Annotated in this window: 21 protein-coding genes, 1 other RNA gene and 2 pseudogenes; 14 read left to right on the top strand and 10 right to left on the bottom strand. The window is 46.3% G+C overall.

Translation table 11 applies throughout. From position 1 onward, the window contains the following. Window position 1 precedes the first annotated feature (1 nt). Entirely contained in the window at window positions 2-706 is a 705-nt protein-coding gene (locus tag F905_RS06020; protein WP_005178540.1) for an SIR2 family NAD-dependent protein deacylase, read from the bottom strand. Next, window positions 699-1,658 carry a LysR substrate-binding domain-containing protein gene (locus F905_RS06015; RefSeq protein ID WP_005178537.1) on the bottom strand — a complete coding sequence of 320 codons (960 nt, stop codon included), beginning with the start codon at window positions 1,656-1,658 and terminating at the stop codon, window positions 699-701. Before F905_RS06015 ends, F905_RS06020 begins: the two co-directional genes overlap by 8 nt. Window positions 1,659-1,905: 247 nt before the next feature. Between F905_RS06015 and F905_RS06010 the strand changes: the two genes are divergently transcribed. The 4 genes and pseudogenes from F905_RS06010 to F905_RS05995 form a co-directional block, all read left to right on the top strand. Then, entirely contained in the window at window positions 1,906-3,129 is a 1,224-nt protein-coding gene (locus tag F905_RS06010; protein ID WP_005178535.1) for an acyl-CoA dehydrogenase, read from the top strand. 388 nt (window positions 3,130-3,517) lie between these two features. Next, window positions 3,518-4,264, top strand: coding sequence for an IS5 family transposase (locus F905_RS06005; protein ID WP_005178533.1), 747 nt, complete (start codon window positions 3,518-3,520; stop codon window positions 4,262-4,264). A gap of 1 nt (window position 4,265) precedes the next feature. Further along, window positions 4,266-4,466, top strand: a pseudogene (locus F905_RS06000) (MFS transporter); the annotation flags it as partial. Further along, window positions 4,453-5,121 (top strand): annotated as a pseudogene (locus F905_RS05995) (CaiB/BaiF CoA transferase family protein); the annotation flags it as partial. The pseudogenes F905_RS06000 and F905_RS05995, both read left to right, overlap by 14 nt. Before the next feature lie 93 nt (window positions 5,122-5,214). Here the strand turns inward: F905_RS05995 and F905_RS05990 are convergent. Further along, window positions 5,215-6,123 (bottom strand): alpha/beta fold hydrolase, encoded by a 909-nt coding sequence (locus tag F905_RS05990; protein ID WP_005178526.1) that lies wholly within the window; start codon window positions 6,121-6,123, stop codon window positions 5,215-5,217. Between the two features lie 21 nt (window positions 6,124-6,144). Continuing rightward, entirely contained in the window at window positions 6,145-6,690 is a 546-nt protein-coding gene (locus tag F905_RS05985) for a PadR family transcriptional regulator (RefSeq protein WP_005178523.1), read from the bottom strand. Between the two features lie 134 nt (window positions 6,691-6,824). On the opposite strand from F905_RS05985, the gene F905_RS05980 reads away from it, so the two are divergent. The 3 genes from F905_RS05980 to F905_RS05970 all read left to right on the top strand — a co-directional run bounded on the left by F905_RS05980 (window position 6,825) and on the right by F905_RS05970 (window position 10,729). After that, window positions 6,825-8,849 (top strand): NADPH-dependent 2,4-dienoyl-CoA reductase, encoded by a 2,025-nt coding sequence (locus tag F905_RS05980; RefSeq protein WP_005178520.1) that lies wholly within the window; start codon window positions 6,825-6,827, stop codon window positions 8,847-8,849. A gap of 277 nt (window positions 8,850-9,126) precedes the next feature. Next, complete coding sequence (locus F905_RS05975; RefSeq protein WP_005178515.1) at window positions 9,127-9,534, top strand: nuclear transport factor 2 family protein; 408 nt, start codon at window positions 9,127-9,129, stop codon at window positions 9,532-9,534. An 82-nt stretch (window positions 9,535-9,616) separates the two neighbouring features. After that, complete coding sequence (locus F905_RS05970) at window positions 9,617-10,729, top strand: YheT family hydrolase (RefSeq protein ID WP_005178513.1); 1,113 nt, start codon at window positions 9,617-9,619, stop codon at window positions 10,727-10,729. Between the two features lie 83 nt (window positions 10,730-10,812). On the opposite strand, the gene F905_RS05965 is transcribed toward F905_RS05970, so the two are convergent. Beyond that, entirely contained in the window at window positions 10,813-11,229 is a 417-nt protein-coding gene (locus F905_RS05965) for a hypothetical protein (protein ID WP_005178512.1), read from the bottom strand. Between the two features lie 225 nt (window positions 11,230-11,454). On the opposite strand from F905_RS05965, the gene F905_RS05960 reads away from it, so the two are divergent. The 6 genes from F905_RS05960 to rodA all read left to right on the top strand — a co-directional run bounded on the left by F905_RS05960 (window position 11,455) and on the right by rodA (window position 17,663). Continuing rightward, entirely contained in the window at window positions 11,455-13,092 is a 1,638-nt protein-coding gene (locus F905_RS05960) for a CTP synthase (RefSeq protein ID WP_005178510.1), read from the top strand. A gap of 30 nt (window positions 13,093-13,122) precedes the next feature. Then, window positions 13,123-13,980 carry a 3-deoxy-8-phosphooctulonate synthase gene (kdsA, locus tag F905_RS05955; RefSeq protein ID WP_005178509.1) on the top strand — a complete coding sequence of 286 codons (858 nt, stop codon included), beginning with the start codon at window positions 13,123-13,125 and terminating at the stop codon, window positions 13,978-13,980. A gap of 44 nt (window positions 13,981-14,024) precedes the next feature. Beyond that, window positions 14,025-15,314, top strand: coding sequence for a phosphopyruvate hydratase (gene eno, locus F905_RS05950; RefSeq protein WP_005178507.1), 1,290 nt, complete (start codon window positions 14,025-14,027; stop codon window positions 15,312-15,314). A gap of 7 nt (window positions 15,315-15,321) precedes the next feature. Further along, window positions 15,322-15,723 (top strand): septum formation initiator family protein, encoded by a 402-nt coding sequence (locus F905_RS05945; RefSeq protein ID WP_075167982.1) that lies wholly within the window; start codon window positions 15,322-15,324, stop codon window positions 15,721-15,723. Then, the gene (gene ispD, locus F905_RS05940; RefSeq protein ID WP_005178503.1) at window positions 15,683-16,420 is read left to right on the top strand and encodes a 2-C-methyl-D-erythritol 4-phosphate cytidylyltransferase; all 738 of its coding nucleotides are present in this window, start codon (window positions 15,683-15,685) and stop codon (window positions 16,418-16,420) included. Before F905_RS05945 ends, ispD begins: the two co-directional genes overlap by 41 nt. Before the next feature lie 106 nt (window positions 16,421-16,526). Continuing rightward, entirely contained in the window at window positions 16,527-17,663 is a 1,137-nt protein-coding gene (gene rodA / locus F905_RS05935) for a rod shape-determining protein RodA (protein WP_005178500.1), read from the top strand. Window positions 17,664-17,709: 46 nt separating this feature from the next. Here rodA and F905_RS05930 read toward each other — a convergent pair whose 3' ends face one another. After that, window positions 17,710-18,564 (bottom strand): YbgF trimerization domain-containing protein, encoded by an 855-nt coding sequence (locus F905_RS05930; protein ID WP_005178498.1) that lies wholly within the window; start codon window positions 18,562-18,564, stop codon window positions 17,710-17,712. Window positions 18,565-18,855: 291 nt separating this feature from the next. Between F905_RS05930 and ffs the strand changes: the two genes are divergently transcribed. Then, window positions 18,856-18,952, top strand: an RNA gene (gene ffs, locus F905_RS15145) — signal recognition particle sRNA small type. 138 nt (window positions 18,953-19,090) lie between these two features. Here the strand turns inward: ffs and F905_RS05925 are convergent. From F905_RS05925 to F905_RS05910, 4 genes are all read right to left on the bottom strand, one after another. After that, window positions 19,091-19,702, bottom strand: coding sequence for a regulatory protein RecX (locus tag F905_RS05925; RefSeq protein ID WP_005178497.1), 612 nt, complete (start codon window positions 19,700-19,702; stop codon window positions 19,091-19,093). Window positions 19,703-19,791: 89 nt separating this feature from the next. Continuing rightward, complete coding sequence (gene recA / locus F905_RS05920; RefSeq protein ID WP_005178495.1) at window positions 19,792-20,835, bottom strand: recombinase RecA; 1,044 nt, start codon at window positions 20,833-20,835, stop codon at window positions 19,792-19,794. Between the two features lie 145 nt (window positions 20,836-20,980). Next, window positions 20,981-21,421, bottom strand: coding sequence for an RNA-binding S4 domain-containing protein (locus F905_RS05915; RefSeq protein ID WP_005178493.1), 441 nt, complete (start codon window positions 21,419-21,421; stop codon window positions 20,981-20,983). Then, window positions 21,414-22,100, bottom strand: a complete 687-nt coding sequence (locus F905_RS05910) for an HAD-IA family hydrolase (protein ID WP_005178491.1) — start codon at window positions 22,098-22,100, stop codon at window positions 21,414-21,416. Before F905_RS05910 ends, F905_RS05915 begins: the two co-directional genes overlap by 8 nt. Window positions 22,101-22,106: the final 6 nt, after the last annotated feature.

Below are 22,106 nucleotides of genomic sequence, written 5' to 3'. Positions count from 1 at the left end.
CTTACAGGGCCGCCAGCAGACGCGGCTTTAACTGTGCCAAACCTTGGGTTGCAGTGGCGGCAATACATTCATATTGTGCTGGTAAATGCTGCTGATTGGCTTTCGGATCAATATAAAAGGCCTGACAGCTGGCCGGAATTTCATGAACCAGACCAGCCACCGGGTAGACTGCCAGACTGCTGCCAATCACAATAAAAATGTCGGCATCCTGCACCCATTCAATCGCTTGTTCATAGGCCGGTACCGCCTCACCAAACCAGACCACGTGTGGCCGTAGCGGATAACCCGCATCACAGACATCGCGTTCCAAATCCAGCTCGGCGCCTTCAATCGGGTAAAAGCGGGTAGTGGTTTGTGCATCGGGACCGGAGGTTTTGGCCAGCCGGATATTGCCATGCAAATGTAATACCTGCTGGCTACCGGCACGTTCATGCAGATCATCAATATTCTGGGTAATAACAGCCACATCAAAATACTGTTCCAGTTCGGCAATCAGTTGATGTGCCGCGTTGGGCTGGGCATTCAGAATATTTTTGCGTCGTTCATTATAAAAACGCTGCACCAGCGCCGGATTTTTGGCCCAAGCTTCCGGTGTGGCCACATCTTCCACCCGATGCTGTTCCCACAATCCATCACTATCACGGAAGGTATTGATCCCGCTTTCGACACTCATTCCGGCGCCGGAGAAAACAATCAGTTTAGGCATAGGCAGATTCCTGTGTGGCGATACTGTGCGTGACTTCCTGTTGCATCCATTCTACAAATTTCTGAATTAAAACTGAATTTTCCTGACTAGAATGCACCAGATAATAGGAGCGCCGGCCGCTGAGCTGCTGATCTGAGGCCAGTACCAGTTCACCGCTGGTTAATTCCTGCTGAATCAGCATTTGCGGGATGAGCGCCATGCCCATGCCATGACTGGCGGCCACAGCCAGCATCGAAAACAGTTCATGACGCTGTCCATCATACGGATGGGCATGCTCAATCTGCTGGGTCTGAAACCATTCCTGCCAGATGGTCGGTCGTGTGGTTTGCTGTAATAAGGGCAGTTGCTGCAATTGTTCAGCAGCCAGGTTATAACCATAGCGATGGCTTTTTTGTGCCGCAGGAAAATGCCGGGCAATCAGCTGTGGTGAGCACACCGGCACCACATCTTCCTTCATTAAAAAATGGGTGTGGATTCCGGGCCAATGATCAATCTGCTGCTGCGTGCCCGCATAAATGGCCGCATCAAAAATATTTTCATTAAATAAAAACGGCTTGGTGCTGGTTTCCAAATGGATGGTAATTTCCGGATAGCGCTGGTTAAAACGATGCAGCTTCGGCACCAGCCAGCGCGTGGCAAAGGTCGGTACCACACCCAGTTTTAAGGTGCCACCTAATCCTTTATGCGACATCACATCGAGCGTGCTTTGCTCCAGCCCCAGTAAATAGGGTTTGATACTTTTATAATAATGCTGTCCTGCAGGTGTCAGTTCGACTCCATGCCGGGTCCGGATAAACAGGCTTAAGCCAAGAAATTCTTCCAGCTGCTGGATTTGCCGGGAAACCGCACTCTGGGTAATAAACAGTTCTTGCGAGGCATGAGTATAACTGCAATGCTTGGCTGCCGACTCAAAGCAGAGCAAGGCCTGTAAAGAGGGAATATTACGCCGCATTTCAGATCATCCTTTATCTGCACAGGTATTTGAAAATAGCATAGATGAAGGCACTATGATCGCCAATTTGTTTATTTTTTATTGTTTCTTCACAGGTTTTAGAGCGATGCGCAGCTCCAGTATGAATATGCTTATTTAAGATATGCGGAGAATGCATATCTGCATTAAAAAATCTCGTTTGAAAATATTATTTTTCACACATAGTATCAACACAAACAACGAGAACATCATTCAGGCAGAGGAAGCTATGAATCAAATGGTAAATTCACATTCAGGCCGTAAAGTACATTTTGACTGGAAAGACCCATTCCTGCTGGAGCAGCAGCTGACTGCAGAAGAACGCATGATCCGTGATACTGCTGCGGCCTATTGTCAGGACAAGCTGATGCCACGTGTACTGGAACAGTTTCGTCATGAAAAAACCGATCCGACCATTTTCCGTGAAATGGGCGAGCTAGGCCTACTAGGCCCAACCATTCCGGAACAATACGGCGGTGCTGGTTTAAATTATGTCAGCTATGGTCTGATTGCCCGTGAAGTTGAACGTGTCGATTCAGGCTACCGTTCTATGGCCAGTGTACAAAGCTCGCTGGTGATGGTGCCAATTAATGAATTTGGCTCGGAAGAACAAAAACAGAAGTATTTACCAAAATTAGCTACGGGTGAATATATTGGCTGCTTTGGTCTGACCGAACCGGATCATGGTTCTGACCCGGGCAGCATGATTACCCGTGCCAAAAAAGTCGATGGCGGTTATCGCTTAACGGGCGCAAAAATGTGGATTACCAACAGCCCAATTGCCGATGTATTTGTGGTCTGGGCCAAAGAAGTTTCACCTGAAGGCAATGTCGGTGACATTCGCGGCTTTATTCTGGAAAAAGGCTGGGAAGGGCTGTCTGCGCCTGCGATTCACGGCAAGGTCGGTTTACGTGCTTCCATCACCGGTGAAATTGTAATGGATAACGTATTTGTCCCAGAAGAAAATGCTTTCCCAGAAGTCCGTGGCTTAAAAGGTCCATTTACCTGTCTGAACAGTGCCCGTTATGGCATTGCCTGGGGTGCGATGGGTGCGGCGGAGTTCTGCTGGCATACCGCACATCAGTACACCATGGACCGTAAACAGTTTGGTCGTCCTTTGGCTGCCAATCAGTTAATCCAGAAAAAACTGGCCGATATGCAGACTGAAATTGCTCTTGGCTTGCAGGCAGCATTACGTTTTGGTCGCATGAAAGATGAAGGTATTGCCTCGATTGAAGGAACATCTTTAATCAAGCGTAATAACTGTGGCAAGGCACTGGATATTGCCCGTTTGGCCCGTGACATGATGGGTGGTAACGGCATTTCTGATGAATTTGGTGTAGCGCGTCATCTGGTGAATCTGGAAGTAGTGAATACCTATGAGGGTACCCATGACGTACATGCCTTAATTCTGGGCCGTGCACAGACCGGAATTGCTGCATTCTGTAATTAATGTCATAGAAAAATAGCCAGGATGTTCAGGATGAACATCCTCAGGATAGTTGTGTCTAAAAAATCTGATTCATAACGTAAATAAAGGATTCATCGGCAGACTCTCGGGTCTTGCTGTGGGCGAGTTTTGGCTGTCATGCGCTACTGAATAAAAAAGAATAAAAAGCAGAAAGGCAGAACCCATAGCAAAAAATACCGGTGACTCATTTGGGAAAATGAGGTAACGACAAGATGAAAAACGATATACACGCTGAAGCCGGAACACTGGGCTTAAAACTGCCATCGAATGTGGGTACCGCCCATCGAATTAGGGTCTGTTGACATTTACTGTGCAAAAAAAAATAGCGAGAAAGTAGAGTTTAATCGCCAAACCAAATCTACTCCTCGCTATGCCTCGTACAATGTTGACTGATCAACACTGGTCTAAGTTAGAAAACATTTTCCGTAATTTTCGTATTTATCTCAAACAAAATCTTCGAAATTTTATTGAAGCTATTCTTTATAGAATCCGTACAGGCTGCCCGTGGCGGGATTTACCTGCTGCCTTCGGAAAACCAAACTCCATATTCAAGAAATTTTCCCGGTGGTCGAAAGATAATAAGTTATTAAAAATATTTAAGTTAATTTTATCTGATGCTGATCTAGAGTGGGTATTTATTGATGCTAGCCATGTGAGGGCTCATCAGCATGCTACAGGAATCAAGGATCAGGCTATCTCAAAAAGTATCGGTGGAAATAGTTCTAAAATTCATTTGGCAGTTGATTCTCATGGGAACCCTGTTCAGTTTTTGATAGAGGATGGTACGACCCATGATGTAAAAGTGGCACCGAAATTAGTTAACAATATAGACCTGCACGAGACAGAAATTCTCTGTGCCGATAAGGGTTATGACTCTGAATCCTTGAGAGAACAGATAGAAAAAACGGGAACTCAAGCTAATATTCCCAAGAAATCCAATACACTTTCAAATAATGATCATGTGGATTGGTATTTTTATAAAATCAGGCATTTAATTGAGAATACTTTTGCTAGATTAAAGCAATTTAGAGGAATTGCCACACGCTATGACAAGCTAAAGCAAAGCTATGAAAATTCTGTTGCCTTAGCTTGTATCTTTATTTGGCTACCATTATGAAATGTCAACAGACCCTAATAAAAACACCTGGAAACTGGCCTTTATTTTTGCCTTTGTATCTTTGGTGATTGATGGCGTAGACATCATGCTGCTGTCTTTCAGCTTAACCAGTTTAAAAGCAGAATTTGGTTTAACCACCTTTCAGGCCGGAATGCTCGGCAGTGCATCACTGGCCGGCATGGCCTTGGGTGGCGATTCAGGCAGCATTATTGGCGCGGCATCATACCGGACGTGGACAATATATTGATCTGTCTTTATTGGATGTTCAGGTGGCAACGCTGGCCAATCAGGGCATGAATTATCTGAGCAGTGGCCAGTCACCGCAGCGCATGGGCAATAAACACCCGAATATTGTGCCGTATCAAACCTTTAAGGCTAAAGATAAGGAATTTATTATTGCCTGTGGTAATGACAAACAGTTCAAGGACCTATGTCTGGCCATTGGTTATCCGGAATTATTGAACAATCCGAAATTCTTACGTAATCAGGACCGGGTCAAATACCGCGATGAGCTGATTCCAGCTCTGGCTGAATTTTTCCTGAGTCAGGATGCGGAGGAATGGGTACGCCGGATTCATGCGGTCAAAGTACCGGTCGGTGTAATTAACTCGATTGAAGATGCCTTGGCTGAGCCGCAAATTCAGCATCGGCAGATGCTGGTCAATTTGCCGCACAGTTTAAATGCGCAATTTAAAATGATTGCATCACCAATCAAGCTGTCAGATACACCGGTCGAATACCGGCAGGCACCACCGCAACTGGGTGAACATACGGCCTATATTCTGTCCCGCTTTAAATCTGCTGAAGAACTGCAGGCTTTAAAACAGCAGGGCATTATTGATGGGAAAATTGCCTAGTGCTTTGCCTTGATTGTTAGTCTTCACTTGCTTTTTGCCGAACCTTACACCGTTCGGCTTTTTTTATTCAGCTATAAATATTGATGTAGATATTTACTGATGCTGCAATAAAAAGCGTTTAAGTTCGCGGGTAAATTTCAGCGGCTCAGTCAGTAGCGGAGTATGCCCTGATTTTTCAAACAACACCTGCTGTGCCTGTGCCACACTTTGGGCAATCAGGGTTTGTCCCTGTACCGGATAGAGCACCGATTGCACCCCGCTAAAAAACACCGTAGGACAGTTCAGCTGGCTTAAGGCTTCACGATAATCTTCGGCATGTTCTAAATAGTTGCGGATATACCAAGTCATATAGTCCAGTCGAGATGAGGGTAACAACAGATGTTGCAAACGTGGCTGTTGCAGGATTTTACAAAAGATGGCTCGCTGGCGAGGGTTGTTATTTTGCAGCTCAATAAACTGCATCCATAAAGCAAACAGTTGATCTTTGGCTGTGTTATTTAAATCGTGAATCCACTGAAGATGTGCGTGTTTCGTAAATAGCGCGGACAGTTCAGATAAAATCTGTTTAAAGCGGCTGTGCTGCTGACCAAACAGGCCATAAGCCCAGTGTTCATCTACCAGGATTTTTGGGGTCTGATCAATATGCAGATAGGCTTTTAACTGCGTTGCCAGCTGTCCATATTGCATGCCATGCATGGCGGTGGTCGCGCCCATCGAATAGGCAATGATTATAAACTGTTGCAGCTGCATTTGCTGAATTAAGGATTGCACATCCTGCCAGTGGCTGGAAATGGCATCCAGCTCCGGAATCCGGCACTGTTTCGAACCGCCAAAGCCGCGCCAGTCGGGAATAATAAAACGGAACTGTTTGCGTAGCGGCCACAAAAACGGCAGCCATTGCCAGCTGTGCATGCCCAAACCGGACAGCACCAGCACCGGTTGGCCCTGACCAAATTCACGTACAAATAAACCTTCGCCATCGGGCATGACATAATACGGCATGAGATTTCATTCCTTGAAATTTTATTGTTGTTGATCAAAAGCTTTTAGCGCAGGAATCACCGCGTCCAGCCAGCGAATCCAGCCGATTTCCTGCTCGATACCCAGCTGTAAAATCATTTTATGAATATATAAGGTACGATTTTCGTCGGTCTGCTGGGCAAAGTCTTTGGCATAAATGGCCTGATACAGCTGCAATTTTTCCTGATGCAACTGTAAATGCCGCTCTAGCTCGGGCAAAACCTCATTACCGCCGAGTTGTGCTTCGGCCCGTAAACGCACCATCAGTTCTTCACGGAGCTGCGCCGGAGGACCTTGCTTGACCATCCAGTCGGCCAGTTCGACCCGGCCTGCGGCCTCAACCTGATAGGTTTTTTTACGGCCTTGGGCATCTTCTTCAGCCAAAGTGGAAATCCAGCCTTTGCTGAGCATGCTGTTTAATTCACGATAAATCTGCTGATGGGTGGCATTCCAGAAAAAGCCCATCGAGCGATCAAAGCGCCGGGCCAGTTCAATGCCCGTACTGGGTTTTTCAATCAGGCTGGTGAGTAATACATGGGCTAAAGACATAGACGAGATCATGCAAGTATGAATCTAAAATATTATGCAACATGTTGCATAAAAGTCAAAATTCGCATATAAATTTATGCAACAAGTTGCATTAACATAAAAATAGCCCGCTTTTGGCCAGCCAAGGAGAGAATATGTCGAATTATCCGCATCTGTTAGCCCCGCTTGATTTAGGCTTTACCACCTTAAAAAACCGCGTACTTATGGGTTCTATGCACGTGGGGCTTGAAGAAGCACCAAATGGTTATGCACGGATGGCAGCATTCTATGCAGAGCGTGCCAAAGGCGGCGTAGGCCTGATTGTAACCGGCGGGATTTCTCCAAATGATGCCGGCTTAACCTTTGCAGGCGGCAATAAACTTGACACCCTGGCCGAAGCTGAAAAACATAAAGTGGTCACCCAAGCCGTGCATGAAGCGGGCGGTAAAATCGCCTTGCAGATTTTGCATACTGGACGTTATTCCTATCAGCCGGATATTGTGGCGCCATCCGCGATTCAGGCGCCTATTAACCCGTCTAAACCGCATGCACTCACCTCGGCCGAAGTACAGCAGACCATTGCCGATTTTGCCAACTGTGCCAAGCTGGCCAAATATGCTGGTTATGACGGTGTTGAAATTATGGGTTCGGAAGGCTACTTGATTAACGAGTTTATTGCCAAGCGTACCAATCATCGTGATGATGAATGGGGCGGCAGCTATGAAAACCGGATTCGCTTTCCAATTGAAATCGTGAAACGTACCCGTGCTGAAGTGGGTGAAAACTTTATTATTATCTATCGTCTGTCAATGCTGGATCTGGTCGAAGGCGGATCAAGTTTTGAAGAAGTGGTGCAGCTGGCCAAAGAAATTGAAAAAGCCGGTGCGACCATTATTAATACCGGTATTGGCTGGCATGAAGCACGTATTCCGACCATTGCCACCAAAGTGCCGCGTGCGGCTTTTAGCTGGGTCACAGAAAAGCTCAAAAGTGAAGTCAAAATTCCTTTAATTACCTCCAACCGGATTAATACCCCAGAAATGGCAGAGCATGTACTGGCGACTGGCCAGGCCGATATGGTGTCGATGGCGCGTCCATTTTTGGCAGATGCCGATTTTGTAGTAAAAGCCGAGCAGGGCCGTAGCGATGAAATTAATACCTGTATTGCCTGTAACCAGGCCTGTCTGGACCATATTTTCTCCATGAAAATTGCCTCCTGTCTGGTCAATCCGCGTGCCTGTCATGAAACTGAACTGATCTTTAAAGAAGCCAGCCAGCCGAAAAACATTGCGGTGATTGGAGCGGGTCCAGCCGGTTTAAGCTTTGCAATTTATGCGGCAGACCGTGGTCATGAAGTGACGATTTTTGAAGCCTCTAACCAGATTGGCGGGCAGTTTAATATTGCCAAGACCATTCCGGGCAAAGAAGAGTTTTATGAAACCTTGCGTTATTTCAAACGTCAAATTGAGTTGCAGCCACGCATTCAGCTAAAACTAAACCATACGGCCAGCTTTGATGAGCTGAGCAAAAGCAGTTTTGACGAAATTGTGGTGGCAACCGGGGTGACTCCACGTCAGCTGGAGATTGAAGGAATTGATCATCCTAAAGTTCTGAGCTATCTGGATGTGCTGAAAGAGCGTCGACCGGTGGCGAAACGGGTTGCGATTATTGGTGCTGGTGGAATTGGTTTTGATACCGCAGAATACTTAAGTCATGCCGGTGAAAGTGGCAGTCTGAATCCGGAAAAATTCTATGATGAATGGGGGATTGATACCGAATATGAGCATGTCGGTGGCCTGAAACCGGCACAGGTAGAAGCCTCCAATCATGAAATCTATTTATTGCAGCGTAAAGCATCTTCGGTGGGAGCAGGCCTGGGCAAAACCACCGGCTGGATTCATCGTACCGGCTTAAAAAACCGCGATGTTAAAATGATGGCAGGCGTAAGCTATCAGAAAATTGATGATCAGGGCCTGCATATTACGGTCAATGACCAGCCGATGCTGCTGGAAGTTGAAAACGTGGTGATCTGTGCCGGACAGGAATCATATACCGCCATGTACGATCAGCTGCAAGCTGCGGGTAAAAATGTGCATCTGATTGGCGGTGCCAAGGAAGCCGGTGAGCTAGATGCCAAACGCGCAATCCGTCAGGGCGCAGAGTTGGCGGCGAAAATTTAATCTAATTCCTTCTCCCTCTCCCTATGGAAGAGCGCTGGGGAGAGGGTGAATAACCGCCTCTGCCCTGTGCAGCAGGGTTGCTCATCTTCTGGAAGCTGAGGGAATTCACTGAATAGAATCAACTCCTTCCTTTGAAAAAGGGAGGTTGGGAGGGATTCTTGTAGAAAAACCCTTCTAAATCCCCCTTTCTTGCACTTCGTTTTAAAGCAATGCTTTAAAACTTGCTCAGGGGGAGTTTATATAGCAATGAAATATCAAAACAAAAAAGGACCCCAAAATGACCTTACACATCACCAAAACCGCGATTGCCCGTTGGCACCAGATGCTTGAACAGCGTGATATGGCCATCCTGAATGAACTGCTGGCCGATGAGGTGGTGTTTCGTTCTCCGGTGGCCTATCGGCCTTATGCCGGCAAGCAGGTGGTGTTTTTTATTCTGACCAATGTAATTCAGGTCTTTGAGAACTTTAGCTATCACCGTGAATTTTATGCTGCAGACGGTAACAATGTTGTGCTTGAGTTTTCTGCCCAGGTGGGAGATAAAAAACTCAAGGGTATTGATATGATCCGCTTCAATGATCAAGGTCAGATCATTGATTTTGAAGTGATGATTCGTCCTAAAAGCGGCCTCGAAGCTTTGGCTGCCGAGATGGGACAACGGATGGCACAATTTATGCCCACCTGATCTAAGCCCTGAACTCAACTGACTTCATAACATGAGAGAACTAGCATGATATAAGCCAAACCATAAAAGGGGGGAACAAAACATGAAATTTGTGATCCAGAAAATGGCCCAGCTCACCCAGCGCTTGATTGATGAATGGACCGGCGCCGCAGAACCGACCTTATATTTTAATCCCGAAGGTCAAATCCGGCGTTGTATAGATGTTTTACCGCAACTGAAACAGAAATACCGGCCAACCCCGTGGCTGTCCAATACCCATGCGCATCTGCTTTATTTTGACTTAATCAAGAAAAAAACCATCTGCCTGCATTACGATGCCATTGAGCAGCTGAACATGTCCGATGGTGGCGTAACGGCTATTGCCTGGTACGGTCTGCATCTGCCACCACGCACCCCAACCATTATTGTAATGCACACCATTGTCGGAACTGCCGAGAGCATGAGCGAGCTGGTGCGGGATTTACATCAGCAGACCGGCTGGCGTATTGCCTTATGTTTACGCCGTGGTCATGCCAATTTGCCTATGCCGGTTCCGAAAATCTGCCTGTTTGGTTCCACCGAAGATTTACGGGAACAGATCCAGTTTATTCAGAAAAAATTCCCGGTTTCTGCCCTATATGGGGTAGGTTCATCGGCCGGTACCGGTTTGCTGGTGCGTTATTTAGGTGAAGAAGGCGACAAAACGCCGCTAAAAGCCGCTTTTGCACTGTGCCCGGGGTATGACACTGAAATCGGCTTTAATCATGTTCATCCGTTTTATAGTAAGGTCATGACCAAAAAGGTGATTCAGGCCTTTATTGATCCTTATCGGAGTAGCTGGCAGAAAACCAAATCGCTGGCCAAAGTCATTACCGCGCAAAACCTGGCCGAATTTGAACAGGCCTATTTTGAGATGGCCGGCTATCATGATTATGAAAGTTATAGCAAAGCCATTAACCCGATTTATGTGTTCCAGAATGTCAAAATTCCCCTGATGATTTTAAACGCCGAAGATGATCCGGTTTGTCATATTAAAAATCTGGAACCGTATAAAGAAAGTATTCAGAAAATGCCAAATATTATGGTGGTGACCACCAAAAAGGGCAGTCATTGCGGTTTTTATGAAGGTTTAGGTGCGCCACAGTCCTGGGCCACACGTTTAATGGCTGATTATTTAAAGAACCAGCATCAACAGGGTGAACGTTCTTATTCCTGAATGGAACAGCTTCATAAAAAGGCCAATAAAAAACCCAGTACATGGACTGGGTTTTTTTATGCAACAGTGCTTGAAGGCTGAAATCAGTTTTCAAGCGCTGGGGTTGCTGCGGCAATGGCTGCGGCAACAGCGTCATCTTGTGACTGGCTGTCCGGGTCCGGGTTGGCTGGACGGGCTTCTACCGGCTTGTCTTCAGCAGGAGCGGCCTGAGCTGGCTGAGGGGCTGGCGCAGGTTCACGTGGCGTCACTTCACGACGAATTTCAGTTGTGGTGTTTTCAGTTTCAGTACGTTCAACTTCGTATTCCACTGGCGCTTCAGTTTCAGACACTTCTGGCGTTTCTGCTTCAAGTGGCTCGAACTGGGCTGGCTCAGTGATTTGCTCAGTTTGCTGAACCTCAACTTCAACCTGTTCTTCTTCCTGAGGTGCTTCTTTTTTAACACAGGCACTCAGGAATAAACTGGTTGCAATTGCACCACAAATCAAAAATTTTTTGTTCATAATCTAAAAAAGGAGGGTTCAACGAGATGCGCGTATTATAACAGCAAAAAATCAGATGAAAATCCTATGAATAAAATCTAATTTTTTATCGGAAATGCTGATAGAATAGCCAATTGTTTATTGTTCTATGAATTGATGCGGAATGACTTTGCTTTATAGGTGCAGAGTAAAGTAAAATTGCGCAACATTGCAGGCCAGTTTAGGCTCGATTGTACGAGAAACCCAATGACCCATTTTATTTTCGTGACTGGTGGTGTTGTTTCATCACTAGGTAAAGGTATTTCAGCTGCTTCAGTTGCTGCACTTTTAGAAGCCCGTGGTTTGAAAGTAACCATGGTCAAAATGGATCCATACATCAATGTCGATCCAGGGACGATGAGTCCTTTCCAACATGGTGAAGTTTTTGTCACAGAGGATGGTGCTGAAACTGACTTAGACTTGGGTTATTACGAACGTTTCTTGCGTCGTGCGAAGATGACGAAGTTAAACAACTTCACATCAGGTCGCGTGTACCAAGACGTCTTAAATAAAGAGCGTCGTGGTGATTATCTGGGCGGTACCGTTCAGGTGATTCCACACATCACAGATAATATTAAAGAGCGTGTCCTTCGCGCAGGTGAAGGTTATGACGTTGCCATTGTTGAGATTGGCGGCACGGTCGGTGACATTGAATCTCTCCCATTCATGGAATCGGTCCGTCAGCTCATGGTTGAGCTCGGTCATAAACGTACCATGCTGATGCATTTAACCCTGTTGCCATACATCAAGTCTGCAGCAGAGTTAAAAACCAAGCCAACCCAGCACTCGGTTAAAGAATTACTGTCAATCGGTATTCAGCCAGATATCTTAATCTGCCGTACTGAGCACGATGTAGACGCAGATACTACCCGCAAAATTGCACTGTTCACCAACGTTGAAGCGCGTGCAGTGGTGGTGTGTAAAGATGCCAAAACCATTTATCAAATTCCACGTACCTTCTATGAGCAGGATGTGGATGATCTGATCTGTGAACGTTTTGGTTTTGATGTGCCAGAAGCAGACCTGTCTGACTGGGATAACGTGGTTGAAGCCTTACTGAATCCGGAATATACCGTGCGTGTAGCGATGGTTGGTAAATACGTTGAACTGCCAGATGCCTATAAATCGGTGAACGAAGCGTTATTGCATGCTGGTATTCAAAACCGTGTCAAAGTACAGATTGACTATGTCAATGCAGAAGACCTGGAAAGCCAGGACGTTGCAGCCGTACTGAAAGATGCTGACGCAATTCTGGTACCAGGTGGCTTTGGTGAGCGCGGTACTGAAGGCAAAATGGCGGCCATCCGTTATGCACGTGAAAACGGTGTACCATTCCTGGGCATCTGTTTAGGTATGCAGCTTGCCGTGATCGAATACGCACGTAACGTTGCCGGTATTGCAGATGCGACTTCAACTGAATTTAACCGCTCAACCAAATCTCCATTAATTGGTCTGATTACCGAATGGTTAGATGAGCGTGGTGAAGTACAGCAGCGTTCAGTTGATTCTGACCTCGGCGGTACCATGCGTTTAGGTGCACAAAAATCAGAACTGGTTGAAGGCACCAAAACCTGTGAAGTGTACGGTTCAGCAGAAATTATTGAACGTCACCGCCACCGCTATGAAATGAATAACCGTTATATTCCTGTTCTTGAAGAAAAAGGCATGAAAATCTCAGGTTATTCACCAGTACAGCACTTGGTGGAAACAGTTGAAATCCCTCAACATCCTTGGTTTATTGCGGTACAATTCCACCCAGAATTTACCAGCTCGCCACGTGATGGACATCCGCTGTTTGCAAGCTTTATTGATGCTGCCAAAAAGCAGTACCAAAACAAGCACTAAGCGGTAAAAGGAATAAACCAGGAAGTTTAAATGTCACAATTAAAAGCACAAGAAGTTGTACGTTTAGGCGATATACAAATGGCAAACCACTTGCCATTTGTACTATTCGGCGGCATGAACGTACTTGAGTCCAAAGATTTGGCCTTTGAAATTGCAGAAACCTATATTGATATCTGCACACGTTTGAATATTCCTTACGTTTTTAAGGCCAGCTTTGATAAAGCCAACCGTTCAAGCCTGAACTCGTTCCGTGGCCCAGGCCTGGAAAAAGGGATTGAGTGGCTGGCAGACATCAAAAAACACTTCAATGTTCCGATTATCACCGACGTGCATGAGCCGTATCAGGCTGCGCCGGTGGCTGAAGTTGCTGACATTATTCAGCTTCCTGCCTTTTTAAGCCGTCAGACCGATTTAGTTGAAGCTATGGCCAAAACACAGGCCATCATCAACATTAAAAAAGCCCAATTCCTTGCGCCGCATGAAATGCGTCATATCCTGCATAAATGTCTGGAAGCCGGTAATGACAAACTGATTCTTTGTGAACGGGGCTCGGCCTTTGGTTACAACAATCTTGTGGTCGATATGCTGGGCTTTGACATCATGAAAGAAATGAATGTGCCGGTATTCTTCGATGTGACCCATGCGCTGCAAACGCCGGGTGGCCGTGCCGATTCAGCAGGTGGTCGCCGTGCGCAAATCACCACACTGGCGCGTGCCGGTATGGCGACCGGGCTTGCAGGTTTATTCCTGGAAGCGCATCCAGATCCGGATGTGGCCAAATGTGATGGCCCGTGTGCGCTGCGCCTGTCACAATTAGAGCCATTCTTGGCGCAATTAAAAGAATTGGATACTTTAGTTAAAGGATTCAAAAAGTTAGATACTCATTGATGCCCGCAACAGCATCTATTATTCAATCAACTGAGGAATTGTTCATGAGCCAAATCGTTGACATTCGTGCACGTGAAATTTTGGACTCTCGTGGTAACCCAACCATCGAAGCAGACGTAATCTTAGCATCTGGCGTAGTTGGCCGTGCATGTGCACCATCTGGTGCTTCAACTGGTTCTCGTGAAGCTTTAGAACTTCGTGATGGCGATAAAACACGTTACTTAGGTAAAGGTGTGAAAACTGCCGTAAACAACGTTAACACGCTAATCCGTGATGCGCTGGTGGGTAAATCAGTATTTGAGCAAAAAGACATCGACAATACGATGATTGCTTTAGACGGTACTGAAAACAAAGAAAAATTAGGTGCAAACGCAACGCTAGCCGTATCGTTGGCTGCTGCACGCGCTGCTGCTGATGAAAAGAAAATTCCTCTTTTCCAATACATCGCAGATTTACGTGGTCAAACCATTTTGACTATGCCTGTGCCAATGATGAACATCCTGAACGGTGGTGCGCACGCAGACAACACTGTTGACATCCAAGAGTTCATGATTGAGCCAGTGGGCTTCACTTCATTCGCTGAAGCATTACGTTCAGGCGCTGAAGTATTCCACGCGTTAAAATCAGTATTAAAGAAAAAAGGTTTGAACACAGCTGTAGGTGATGAAGGTGGTTTCGCGCCGAACTTACGTTCAAACGAAGAAGCAATTACCGTAATTCTTGAAGCAATTGAACAGACTGGCTACAAGGCAGGTTCTGACATGATGCTTGCGCTTGACTGTGCATCTTCTGAATTCTACAAGAACGGTCAATACGTACTGGAAGGCGAAGGCAACAAAGCATTCACCAGCAACCAGTTTGCTGACTATTTAGCTGGCTTGGTAAACCAATATCCAATTATCTCAATTGAAGATGGTTTAGATGAATCTGACTGGGAAGGCTGGTCTTACCTGACGTCAATTCTTGGCGACAAGATCCAGTTGGTCGGTGATGACCTGTTCGTGACTAACCCTAAAATCCTGCAACGCGGTATCAACGAAAAAGTGGGTAACTCGATTCTGATTAAATACAACCAGATTGGTACCTTGACTGAAACTTTAGATGCCATCTACCTTGCAAAAGCCAATGGTTACTCGACTGTTATTTCTCACCGTTCAGGTGAAACTGAAGACTCGACCATTGCCGATCTTGCAGTAGGTACAGCAGCAGGTCAAATCAAGACTGGTTCTCTATGCCGTTCTGACCGTGTAGCGAAATATAACCAATTACTTCGTATTGAAGAATTGACGAATGCTGCATATCGCGGTAAAGCTGAGTTTAAAGGTTTAAACTAAGCGACAGATGTCAATGTTAAGTGTATTCGACTCGAAATCGAGTAAAGTACTGTTGGGCCTTGCGATCGTTCTGATCGCAGGGTTTCAATATTTATACTGGTTTGGTGAAGGTGGTTATCGTGAACATCAGGAACTGACCCAGAAAATACAACAACAAACCGAACTCAATAATGAATTAAAAGAACGTAACCGGGTTTTGGCCGCGGAAGTTTATGATTTAAAAAATGGTGTAGAAGCCATCGAAGAACATGCCCGTCTTGATCTGGGCTTAATTAAACCACATGAAACTTTTGTACAGATGAGTACCATCAGTACCCAATATAAGCCGATTTATATCAATCCGAATGCCCAGGTAGATTTACGTACCAATGAAGCACCACAGCCAGCTGCAACAACCCCTACACCATAAACTTTGGGCCGTTATTCCGGCAGCAGGCTCGGGCAGTCGCTTTTCCAAATCCGAACTCAAGCAATATCAGATGATCCAGGACCACACGGTGCTGGAGCATACGGTAGCGCGTTTAAATCAGTTGCCGCTGGCAGGTTATGTGCTGGCCATTGGTGCGCAGGATGATGTGGCCCAGCGTTTGCCGTTTGCACATCAGGATAAAGCTCATTTTTGTCTGGGTGGCGCAGAGCGGGTCAACTCGGTACTGAATGCCTTGCAGTATTTATCTGCTATTGCATCGGATGAAGACTGGGTGCTGGTGCATGATGCCGCGCGTCCCTGTGTGGCGGTTGAAAACTTATATGCGCTGGTGAATCAGGCGGTACACAGCAACCAGAGTGCCATTCTGGCCATTCCGGTCCGTGACACCCTCAAGCGCGTAGAGACGCAGCAGCAGATTCAGACCACAGTAGACCGTGCCCAGCTGTGGCAGGCGCAAACCCCGCAAATGGCGCGCTTAGGTGAGCTAAAACGCGCGATTGAACAGGCATTGGCGCAAGAGGTGAATATTACCGATGAAGCCAGTGCGCTGGAGCATGGTGGCTATCCGGTACAGGTGGTACAGGGACGCTCGGACAATATTAAAATTACCTATCCCGATGATCTGGAGCTGGCGCGTTTAATTCTGCAAGCCCAGCACGCCGCAACCACTGCATAAAAAATCTTTGCTGAAATCATGAGTCGAGTGTGTATTTCCGATTCACTCTGCGCATGGTTCATCCTATAATTGCCGATGATTTGTTATCTGGATTGAATGGGGCGCAATGATACCTTCTCAGCAGTATCGTTTTTTACGTCACTCTTTACGTGATGGAAGAAGCATTAAAAGCGATACCTCTCGCTGGACCAAACTACACCTCGATCCCTGGCTATTATGCTTCCTGATCCTGAATGCAATTTTAGGGCTGATGGTGGTGTATAGTGCCACCGCACAGGATATGGGAATGGTGATGCGTCAGGGCATCAGCTTTGGTATCGGCTTTATTGCCATGTTTATCTGTGCGCAGATTCCGCCCAAGGTCTATCAGGCCGCCAGTCCCTATTTTTATGCCCTGGCCGTGCTCATGCTGGTACTGGTGCTGCTGATTGGTGAAACCCGCATGGGGGCCAAACGCTGGATCAGTCTGCCCGGTATTGGCAGTATGCAGCCCAGTGAATTCATGAAATTTACCATGCCACTGATGATGGCCTGGTATTTTGCTCGTAAACCGTTTCCACCCAAATTCCTGCAAATCGTCGGTGCGCTGGTGCTGCTCGGCATTCCTTTTGTGCTGGTGGCGCTACAGCCGGACTTGAACATTGGCCTGATTATTCCGGGCATTTTTGTATTGTTTCTGAGCGGCATGTCCTGGCGTTTAATTGGCGGGGCATTTGCGGCGATGGCCATTGTTGCACCGCTGGCCTGGATGTTTTTATTACAGGAATATCAAAAGAAACGGATTTTAACCCTGTTTGATCCGGAATCTGATGCACTCGGCGCTGGCTGGAATATTATTCAATCTAAAATTGCCATTGGTTCGGGTGGTCTGACCGGTAAGGGCTATCTGGAAGGCACTCAGTCGCATTTGGGTTATTTGCCGGAGCATCATACTGACTTTATTATGTCGACCTATGCTGAAGAATTTGGCTTCTTTGGCGTATTTTTACTGTTCGCGCTGTTTGCTGCAATTATTATCCGCTGCCTGATTATCAGCCTGAGCTGTTTTCATAATTTCGGTCGCCTATATGCCGGTGCAGTTGGCTTGACCTTCTTCTTCTTTGTGTTTTTAAACTCTGGTATGGTCAGCGGGATTTTACCGGTAACCGGCGATCCATTACCGTTAATGAGTTATGGCGGTACGGCTGTGGTCAGTCTGCTGGCCGGGATGGGCATTGTTATGTCAGTACATACCCATCGTTAAACACGATCCTGCTGTTATAAAAAAAGCCTCATCTGAGGCTTTTGGGTTATGAGCTTTTCACAAAGCTGGCTTCCTGGGAAGACGGGTATTTGGTCAGCAGGGTGCTACGATACTGCGCGGCTAGTGCATCATTCTTGTCGACATTTTTGGCAATGCTATACAGACGATACACCGCATTAGAGGCTTTAGACGAATTTGGATATTTGCTGGCAACAATTTCAAAATTCTTTTTGGCTTCGCTGTAATTGGTCGGTTCAATTGCCAGATTAAACTCGGCCAGCCAGAAATAGGCATTGCTGATATACACGCTATTCGGATGGTTTTTAATAAAGTTCTGCATCGGGGCAATGGCTTTTTTTGCACCGCCTTGTTTATAGGCATCCAAAGCGATGGTATAGGCCGCTTTTTCCAGTTCTTCCGTCGAGCTTTGTGTGCTAACCACGGTGGTCGCTGCTGGTGCTGGGGCAGCGGTATTATTTACGGGGTTACTGGTGGGTTGGCTGCTGCTGGCTGTACTGGGAGAACTATCCTGTTGATTATCCTCCTCTACAGCAGGTGCTGCTTCCGGATCAATTTTCTGGTTCAGCAGTTCAAGACGCTGGTCTAAATCGGTATAACGGTTGGTCAGTTCATGCTTGAGCTGGGCAATCTCGTTTTCCTGTTCTTCCATTTTGCCACGCAGGGTGCGAATATCATTTTCAAGCTGCTGGTTTTTTTGCATTAATTGCCAGTTCAGGTTGGTGGTGACCGGAGCGCCGCTATTGGAGGCGCCAATGGCCGTCGGGGTGCTGGTACTACCGCTGTTCTGGCTTAAGCCGCGTGATTCAATGGGAATATTGGCCAGTGCTGGCGCAGAGCAGAGCAGGGTGAGTGCACAGAGCGTATGCTTTTTTAGCATCATTTTCATATCCATCTTTTATCTTTACTGGGAATGAGCGGGCAGGAAAGAGCTCATTCCAAATCATCATCATGTGCACATTAAAAACGGCCCGAACCCGAATTGCAATAAGCTTTTACAAAGTTGTCATGAATTAGGCATCTGTCAAAATTCTCGGAATTCTGTTGCAAAATAACCAATTAAATACAAACTGTTTTTTTAATAATCAAATAGATGGCTGATTTATATAAAAGCGCAATCAGGACTTGCAAGTTCAATAAAATTGTCTATACTCTGTTTCTGCAATGGTAGCCCTGCCGGTTACTTCGCAATTTCACCCTGTGAACCCCGCCAGGACCGGAAGGTAGCAACGGTAGCAGACGTGGGATGTGCCGAAGCTTTGCTGGTAGGGTTGCCACCATTTTTATAATTCTTAGAATATCGCTTTTTTCTTTTTAATTTCCTTTCGATTTAATCCCTATATTATTTTCTTATATTTGTCGATGTTTCATCCTAGTTAGATGCTTATCTACATCTCTAGATTCAGTTTTTAATCTTCTGCTTTACGGTTAATCGCCTTCATAATCGCATCCATTTCAAAACCACGATACATTAAAAAGCGGATCTGTCTGGCTTTCAGTTTCGGGTCTTTCGTGACATCAGGACCAAACTTTTTAACTTTTAATTCGTAGGCTTGCTGCACCCAGTCGGTTTCTTTCAGTTCTTCTGAAATTAAAGCGGTATCAATTTTTTTGCTTTTCAGCTTCATTTTAATCTGATTGGGGCCTTTGCCTTTGCGCTTTTGGCTGGACAGCAGGGTTTCGGCCACACGCTGGTCACTCTGGTAATTCTCGCGTGACAGTTCATCGACCAAAACGACCACTTCTTCACGGTTTTCTGCATACAGCGCCAGTTTCTCAATCAGTTCAGCTTTGGAATATTCTTTACGGGTCAGGACTGCAAAGGCATAAGAGCGCAAACGTGAACCGCTTAAACCGGGTTTGTGTTCCTGACTGTTATTATGATCGAATAAACGTTCTTCAGGATCAAATTCAGGCGGGGCAGTTGCAGATACAGATGGTGCTGGCTGATCTTCTGCATCGCCAAATTGCTGCTTTAAGGTTTCATAGTCCAACAGTTTAGTGAATTTCGCATCTGACATAAGCATCTCGCAGAAAAGGGCCATCAGCATAATAACAAAACGCCCCGTAGGGCGTATTGTGTAATGTCTAAAGTCTCAACAGTTGAGTCTTACAGATCTAATGAAAAGTCAGGTTCCTCTTCGTCTTTTTCTTCAACCACGTTGCCTGTGGTTAATAGCTGTTCACGAATCAGTTTTTCAATGGTCTGTGCCAGTTCAGGATGTTCTTCCAGATGGCGAATGGTATTGTTTTTACCTTGGCCAATCTTTTCACCTTGATATGAATACCAAGCACCAGCTTTTTGCACAATCTCTTGCTGCACAGCCAGGTCGACCAGTTCACCTAAATGGTTCACACCTTTGCCGTACAGAATCTGGAACAGCGCTTCACGGAACGGAGGTGCCATCTTGTTCTTCACCACTTTTACTTTGGTTTCAGAACCGACAATTTCATCACCTTCTTTGACCTGACCAACACGGCGAATATCTAAACGTACTGAGGCATAGAATTTCAGTGCGTTACCACCAGTGGTGGTTTCCGGGCTACCAAACATCACACCAATCTTCATACGGATCTGGTTAATGAAGATCACCATACAGTTAGAACGTTTGGCATTACCGGTAATTTTACGTAGCGCCTGGCTCATCAGACGAGCCTGCAGGCCCATATGTGAATCACCCATTTCGCCTTCAATTTCGGCACGAGGGGTCAGGGCTGCAACAGAGTCGACAACGATCAGGTCAATTGCGCCTGAACGTACCAGCATGTCGGCAATTTCCAGCGCCTGTTCACCGTTGTCCGGTTGCGAGACCAGCAGGTTATCAATATCTACACCCAGTTTGCGCGCATATTGAGGATCAAGAGCATGTTCGGCATCAATAAAGGCACAGGTGCCGCCGGCTTTTTGACATTCCGCAATGGCTTGCAGGGTCATTGTGGTTTTACCTGAAGATTCAGGGCCATAAATTTCAATAATACGGCCTTTTGGTAAACCACCAATACCGAGCGCGATATCCAGCGTTAATGAACCGGTAGATACTGCTTCTACAGCTTGTACGGTATTGTCACCAAGACGCATTACTGTGTTTTTACCAAACTGTTTTTCAATCTGGCTTAGGGCAGCATTTAGCGCCTTGCTTTTATTCTCATCCATCTTACAACCTCAATACGATGTCACCAAACAATATACTCAAGTGGATGTATGTACTTCAAACTCTTTCCACCCGAGTATAGTGACAGAATTTATGTTTCTCTTCTATGAAAATCAGTGGCCTTGCGACACATTCTGACGCCCAAAATTAATCATCATGATATGACCAGGACTGGTCATAGGACTGATCATTTTCTTGTTTAAATTTACTGATTTGTCGTCGGTCTTTTTTACTTGGACGATGATCAGGCCGTGCTAGATTATGCAACTTTCTTTGTGATGCAATCAATTCCCGACGAGCAATACTGACCTCAGTTTCTTCATAAAGTTGCTGGGCCACCGGTGCCGGACCGCGGACTGCTGATAAAGACAGCACTTTGACCGTTTTGCGGTCAAAGCCCTGTTGTACGGTCAGCTCCATGCCAACCCGGATTTCCTTGGAAACTTTGACGCGCTCACCATTATGATGCACCTTGCCGCCTTCAATGGCTGCTTTGGCAATTGAACGGGTTTTAAAAAAGCGGGCCGCCCAGAGCCACTTGTCAATACGCATGCTTTCTACAGCTTCGTGTTGAGCAGATTTAGGCATATATTTTGTTTTCCTCAGCGTGTTGCAATAGGGGAATCAGGTCGGTCAGCGCATGCAGCATCGGATAACGGCTGTCTGCACGGGCTGCTTTGCCTGATGAAGGCTGCTGAATGGTCAGCAGCTGTTGAATACCGAATTTTGCTGCACCATTGAGTACTTTTTCGGTATCATCAATAAAGTAACAGCGGGCAGGATCAAAAGGATGCTGCTGTGCCAGGTGTTGCCAGAACGCGACAAATTCTTTGGCATGTCCAACGCTTTCACTGCTGATCATGACATCAAAATAGTCGGCCAGACCAGTCTGCTCAAGTTTAAAGGCCAGGCCGGCGCAGTCGGCATTGGTGGCCAGCCAGATTGGATAGCCATTGGCTTTTAGGTAATCGAGCAGCTCGATACAGCCCGGTCTTAAAGCCACCTTATGTTTGTGCTCAATCTGCATGGCCAGTACATCGACCCCGACTTTACTGGTCCAGAAGCGCGATGAATACCAGTTGAGGGTATGGTTGTGTTCCTGATAAAACTGGAACAGGGTATCCCGGCTTTCCGCCAGACTGCATTGATGCAGCTCGGCATAGCGCACCGGTAACAGCTCATTCCAGATGAAATCATCATAGGCAAGGTCAAGCAGCGTACCATCCATGTCAAAGATGATGGTGGGTTGATCAGAATAATTCGACATATAAGG

It is taken from the genome of Acinetobacter sp. CIP 53.82, from assembly GCF_000369465.1.
Lineage (GTDB): Bacteria > Pseudomonadota > Gammaproteobacteria > Pseudomonadales > Moraxellaceae > Acinetobacter > Acinetobacter indicus.
Note: the sequence above shows the minus strand (reverse complement) of the source record. Positions and strands in the feature narration are given on the sequence as shown.

What these genes read in the sequence shown, in the direction of transcription:
- F905_RS06020 (WP_005178540.1), bottom strand. Translation starts at nt 706, where the DNA reads ATGCCTAAACTGATTGTTTTCTCCGGCGCCGGAATGAGTGTCGAAAGC.
- F905_RS06015 (WP_005178537.1), bottom strand. Translation starts at nt 1,658, where the DNA reads ATGCGGCGTAATATTCCCTCTTTACAGGCCTTGCTCTGCTTTGAGTCG.
- F905_RS06010 (WP_005178535.1), top strand. Translation starts at nt 1,906, where the DNA reads ATGAATCAAATGGTAAATTCACATTCAGGCCGTAAAGTACATTTTGAC.
- F905_RS06005 (WP_005178533.1), top strand. Translation starts at nt 3,518, where the DNA reads ATGCCTCGTACAATGTTGACTGATCAACACTGGTCTAAGTTAGAAAAC.
- F905_RS05990 (WP_005178526.1), bottom strand. Translation starts at nt 6,123, where the DNA reads ATGCCGTATTATGTCATGCCCGATGGCGAAGGTTTATTTGTACGTGAA.
- F905_RS05985 (WP_005178523.1), bottom strand. Translation starts at nt 6,690, where the DNA reads ATGTCTTTAGCCCATGTATTACTCACCAGCCTGATTGAAAAACCCAGT.
- F905_RS05980 (WP_005178520.1), top strand. Translation starts at nt 6,825, where the DNA reads ATGTCGAATTATCCGCATCTGTTAGCCCCGCTTGATTTAGGCTTTACC.
- F905_RS05975 (WP_005178515.1), top strand. Translation starts at nt 9,127, where the DNA reads ATGACCTTACACATCACCAAAACCGCGATTGCCCGTTGGCACCAGATG.
- F905_RS05970 (WP_005178513.1), top strand. Translation starts at nt 9,617, where the DNA reads ATGAAATTTGTGATCCAGAAAATGGCCCAGCTCACCCAGCGCTTGATT.
- F905_RS05965 (WP_005178512.1), bottom strand. Translation starts at nt 11,229, where the DNA reads ATGAACAAAAAATTTTTGATTTGTGGTGCAATTGCAACCAGTTTATTC.
- F905_RS05960 (WP_005178510.1), top strand. Translation starts at nt 11,455, where the DNA reads ATGACCCATTTTATTTTCGTGACTGGTGGTGTTGTTTCATCACTAGGT.
- kdsA (WP_005178509.1), top strand. Translation starts at nt 13,123, where the DNA reads ATGTCACAATTAAAAGCACAAGAAGTTGTACGTTTAGGCGATATACAA.
- eno (WP_005178507.1), top strand. Translation starts at nt 14,025, where the DNA reads ATGAGCCAAATCGTTGACATTCGTGCACGTGAAATTTTGGACTCTCGT.
- F905_RS05945 (WP_075167982.1), top strand. Translation starts at nt 15,322, where the DNA reads ATGTCAATGTTAAGTGTATTCGACTCGAAATCGAGTAAAGTACTGTTG.
- ispD (WP_005178503.1), top strand. Translation starts at nt 15,683, where the DNA reads ATGAAGCACCACAGCCAGCTGCAACAACCCCTACACCATAAACTTTGG.
- rodA (WP_005178500.1), top strand. Translation starts at nt 16,527, where the DNA reads ATGATACCTTCTCAGCAGTATCGTTTTTTACGTCACTCTTTACGTGAT.
- F905_RS05930 (WP_005178498.1), bottom strand. Translation starts at nt 18,564, where the DNA reads ATGATGCTAAAAAAGCATACGCTCTGTGCACTCACCCTGCTCTGCTCT.
- F905_RS05925 (WP_005178497.1), bottom strand. Translation starts at nt 19,702, where the DNA reads ATGTCAGATGCGAAATTCACTAAACTGTTGGACTATGAAACCTTAAAG.
- recA (WP_005178495.1), bottom strand. Translation starts at nt 20,835, where the DNA reads ATGGATGAGAATAAAAGCAAGGCGCTAAATGCTGCCCTAAGCCAGATT.
- F905_RS05915 (WP_005178493.1), bottom strand. Translation starts at nt 21,421, where the DNA reads ATGCCTAAATCTGCTCAACACGAAGCTGTAGAAAGCATGCGTATTGAC.
- F905_RS05910 (WP_005178491.1), bottom strand. Translation starts at nt 22,100, where the DNA reads ATGTCGAATTATTCTGATCAACCCACCATCATCTTTGACATGGATGGT.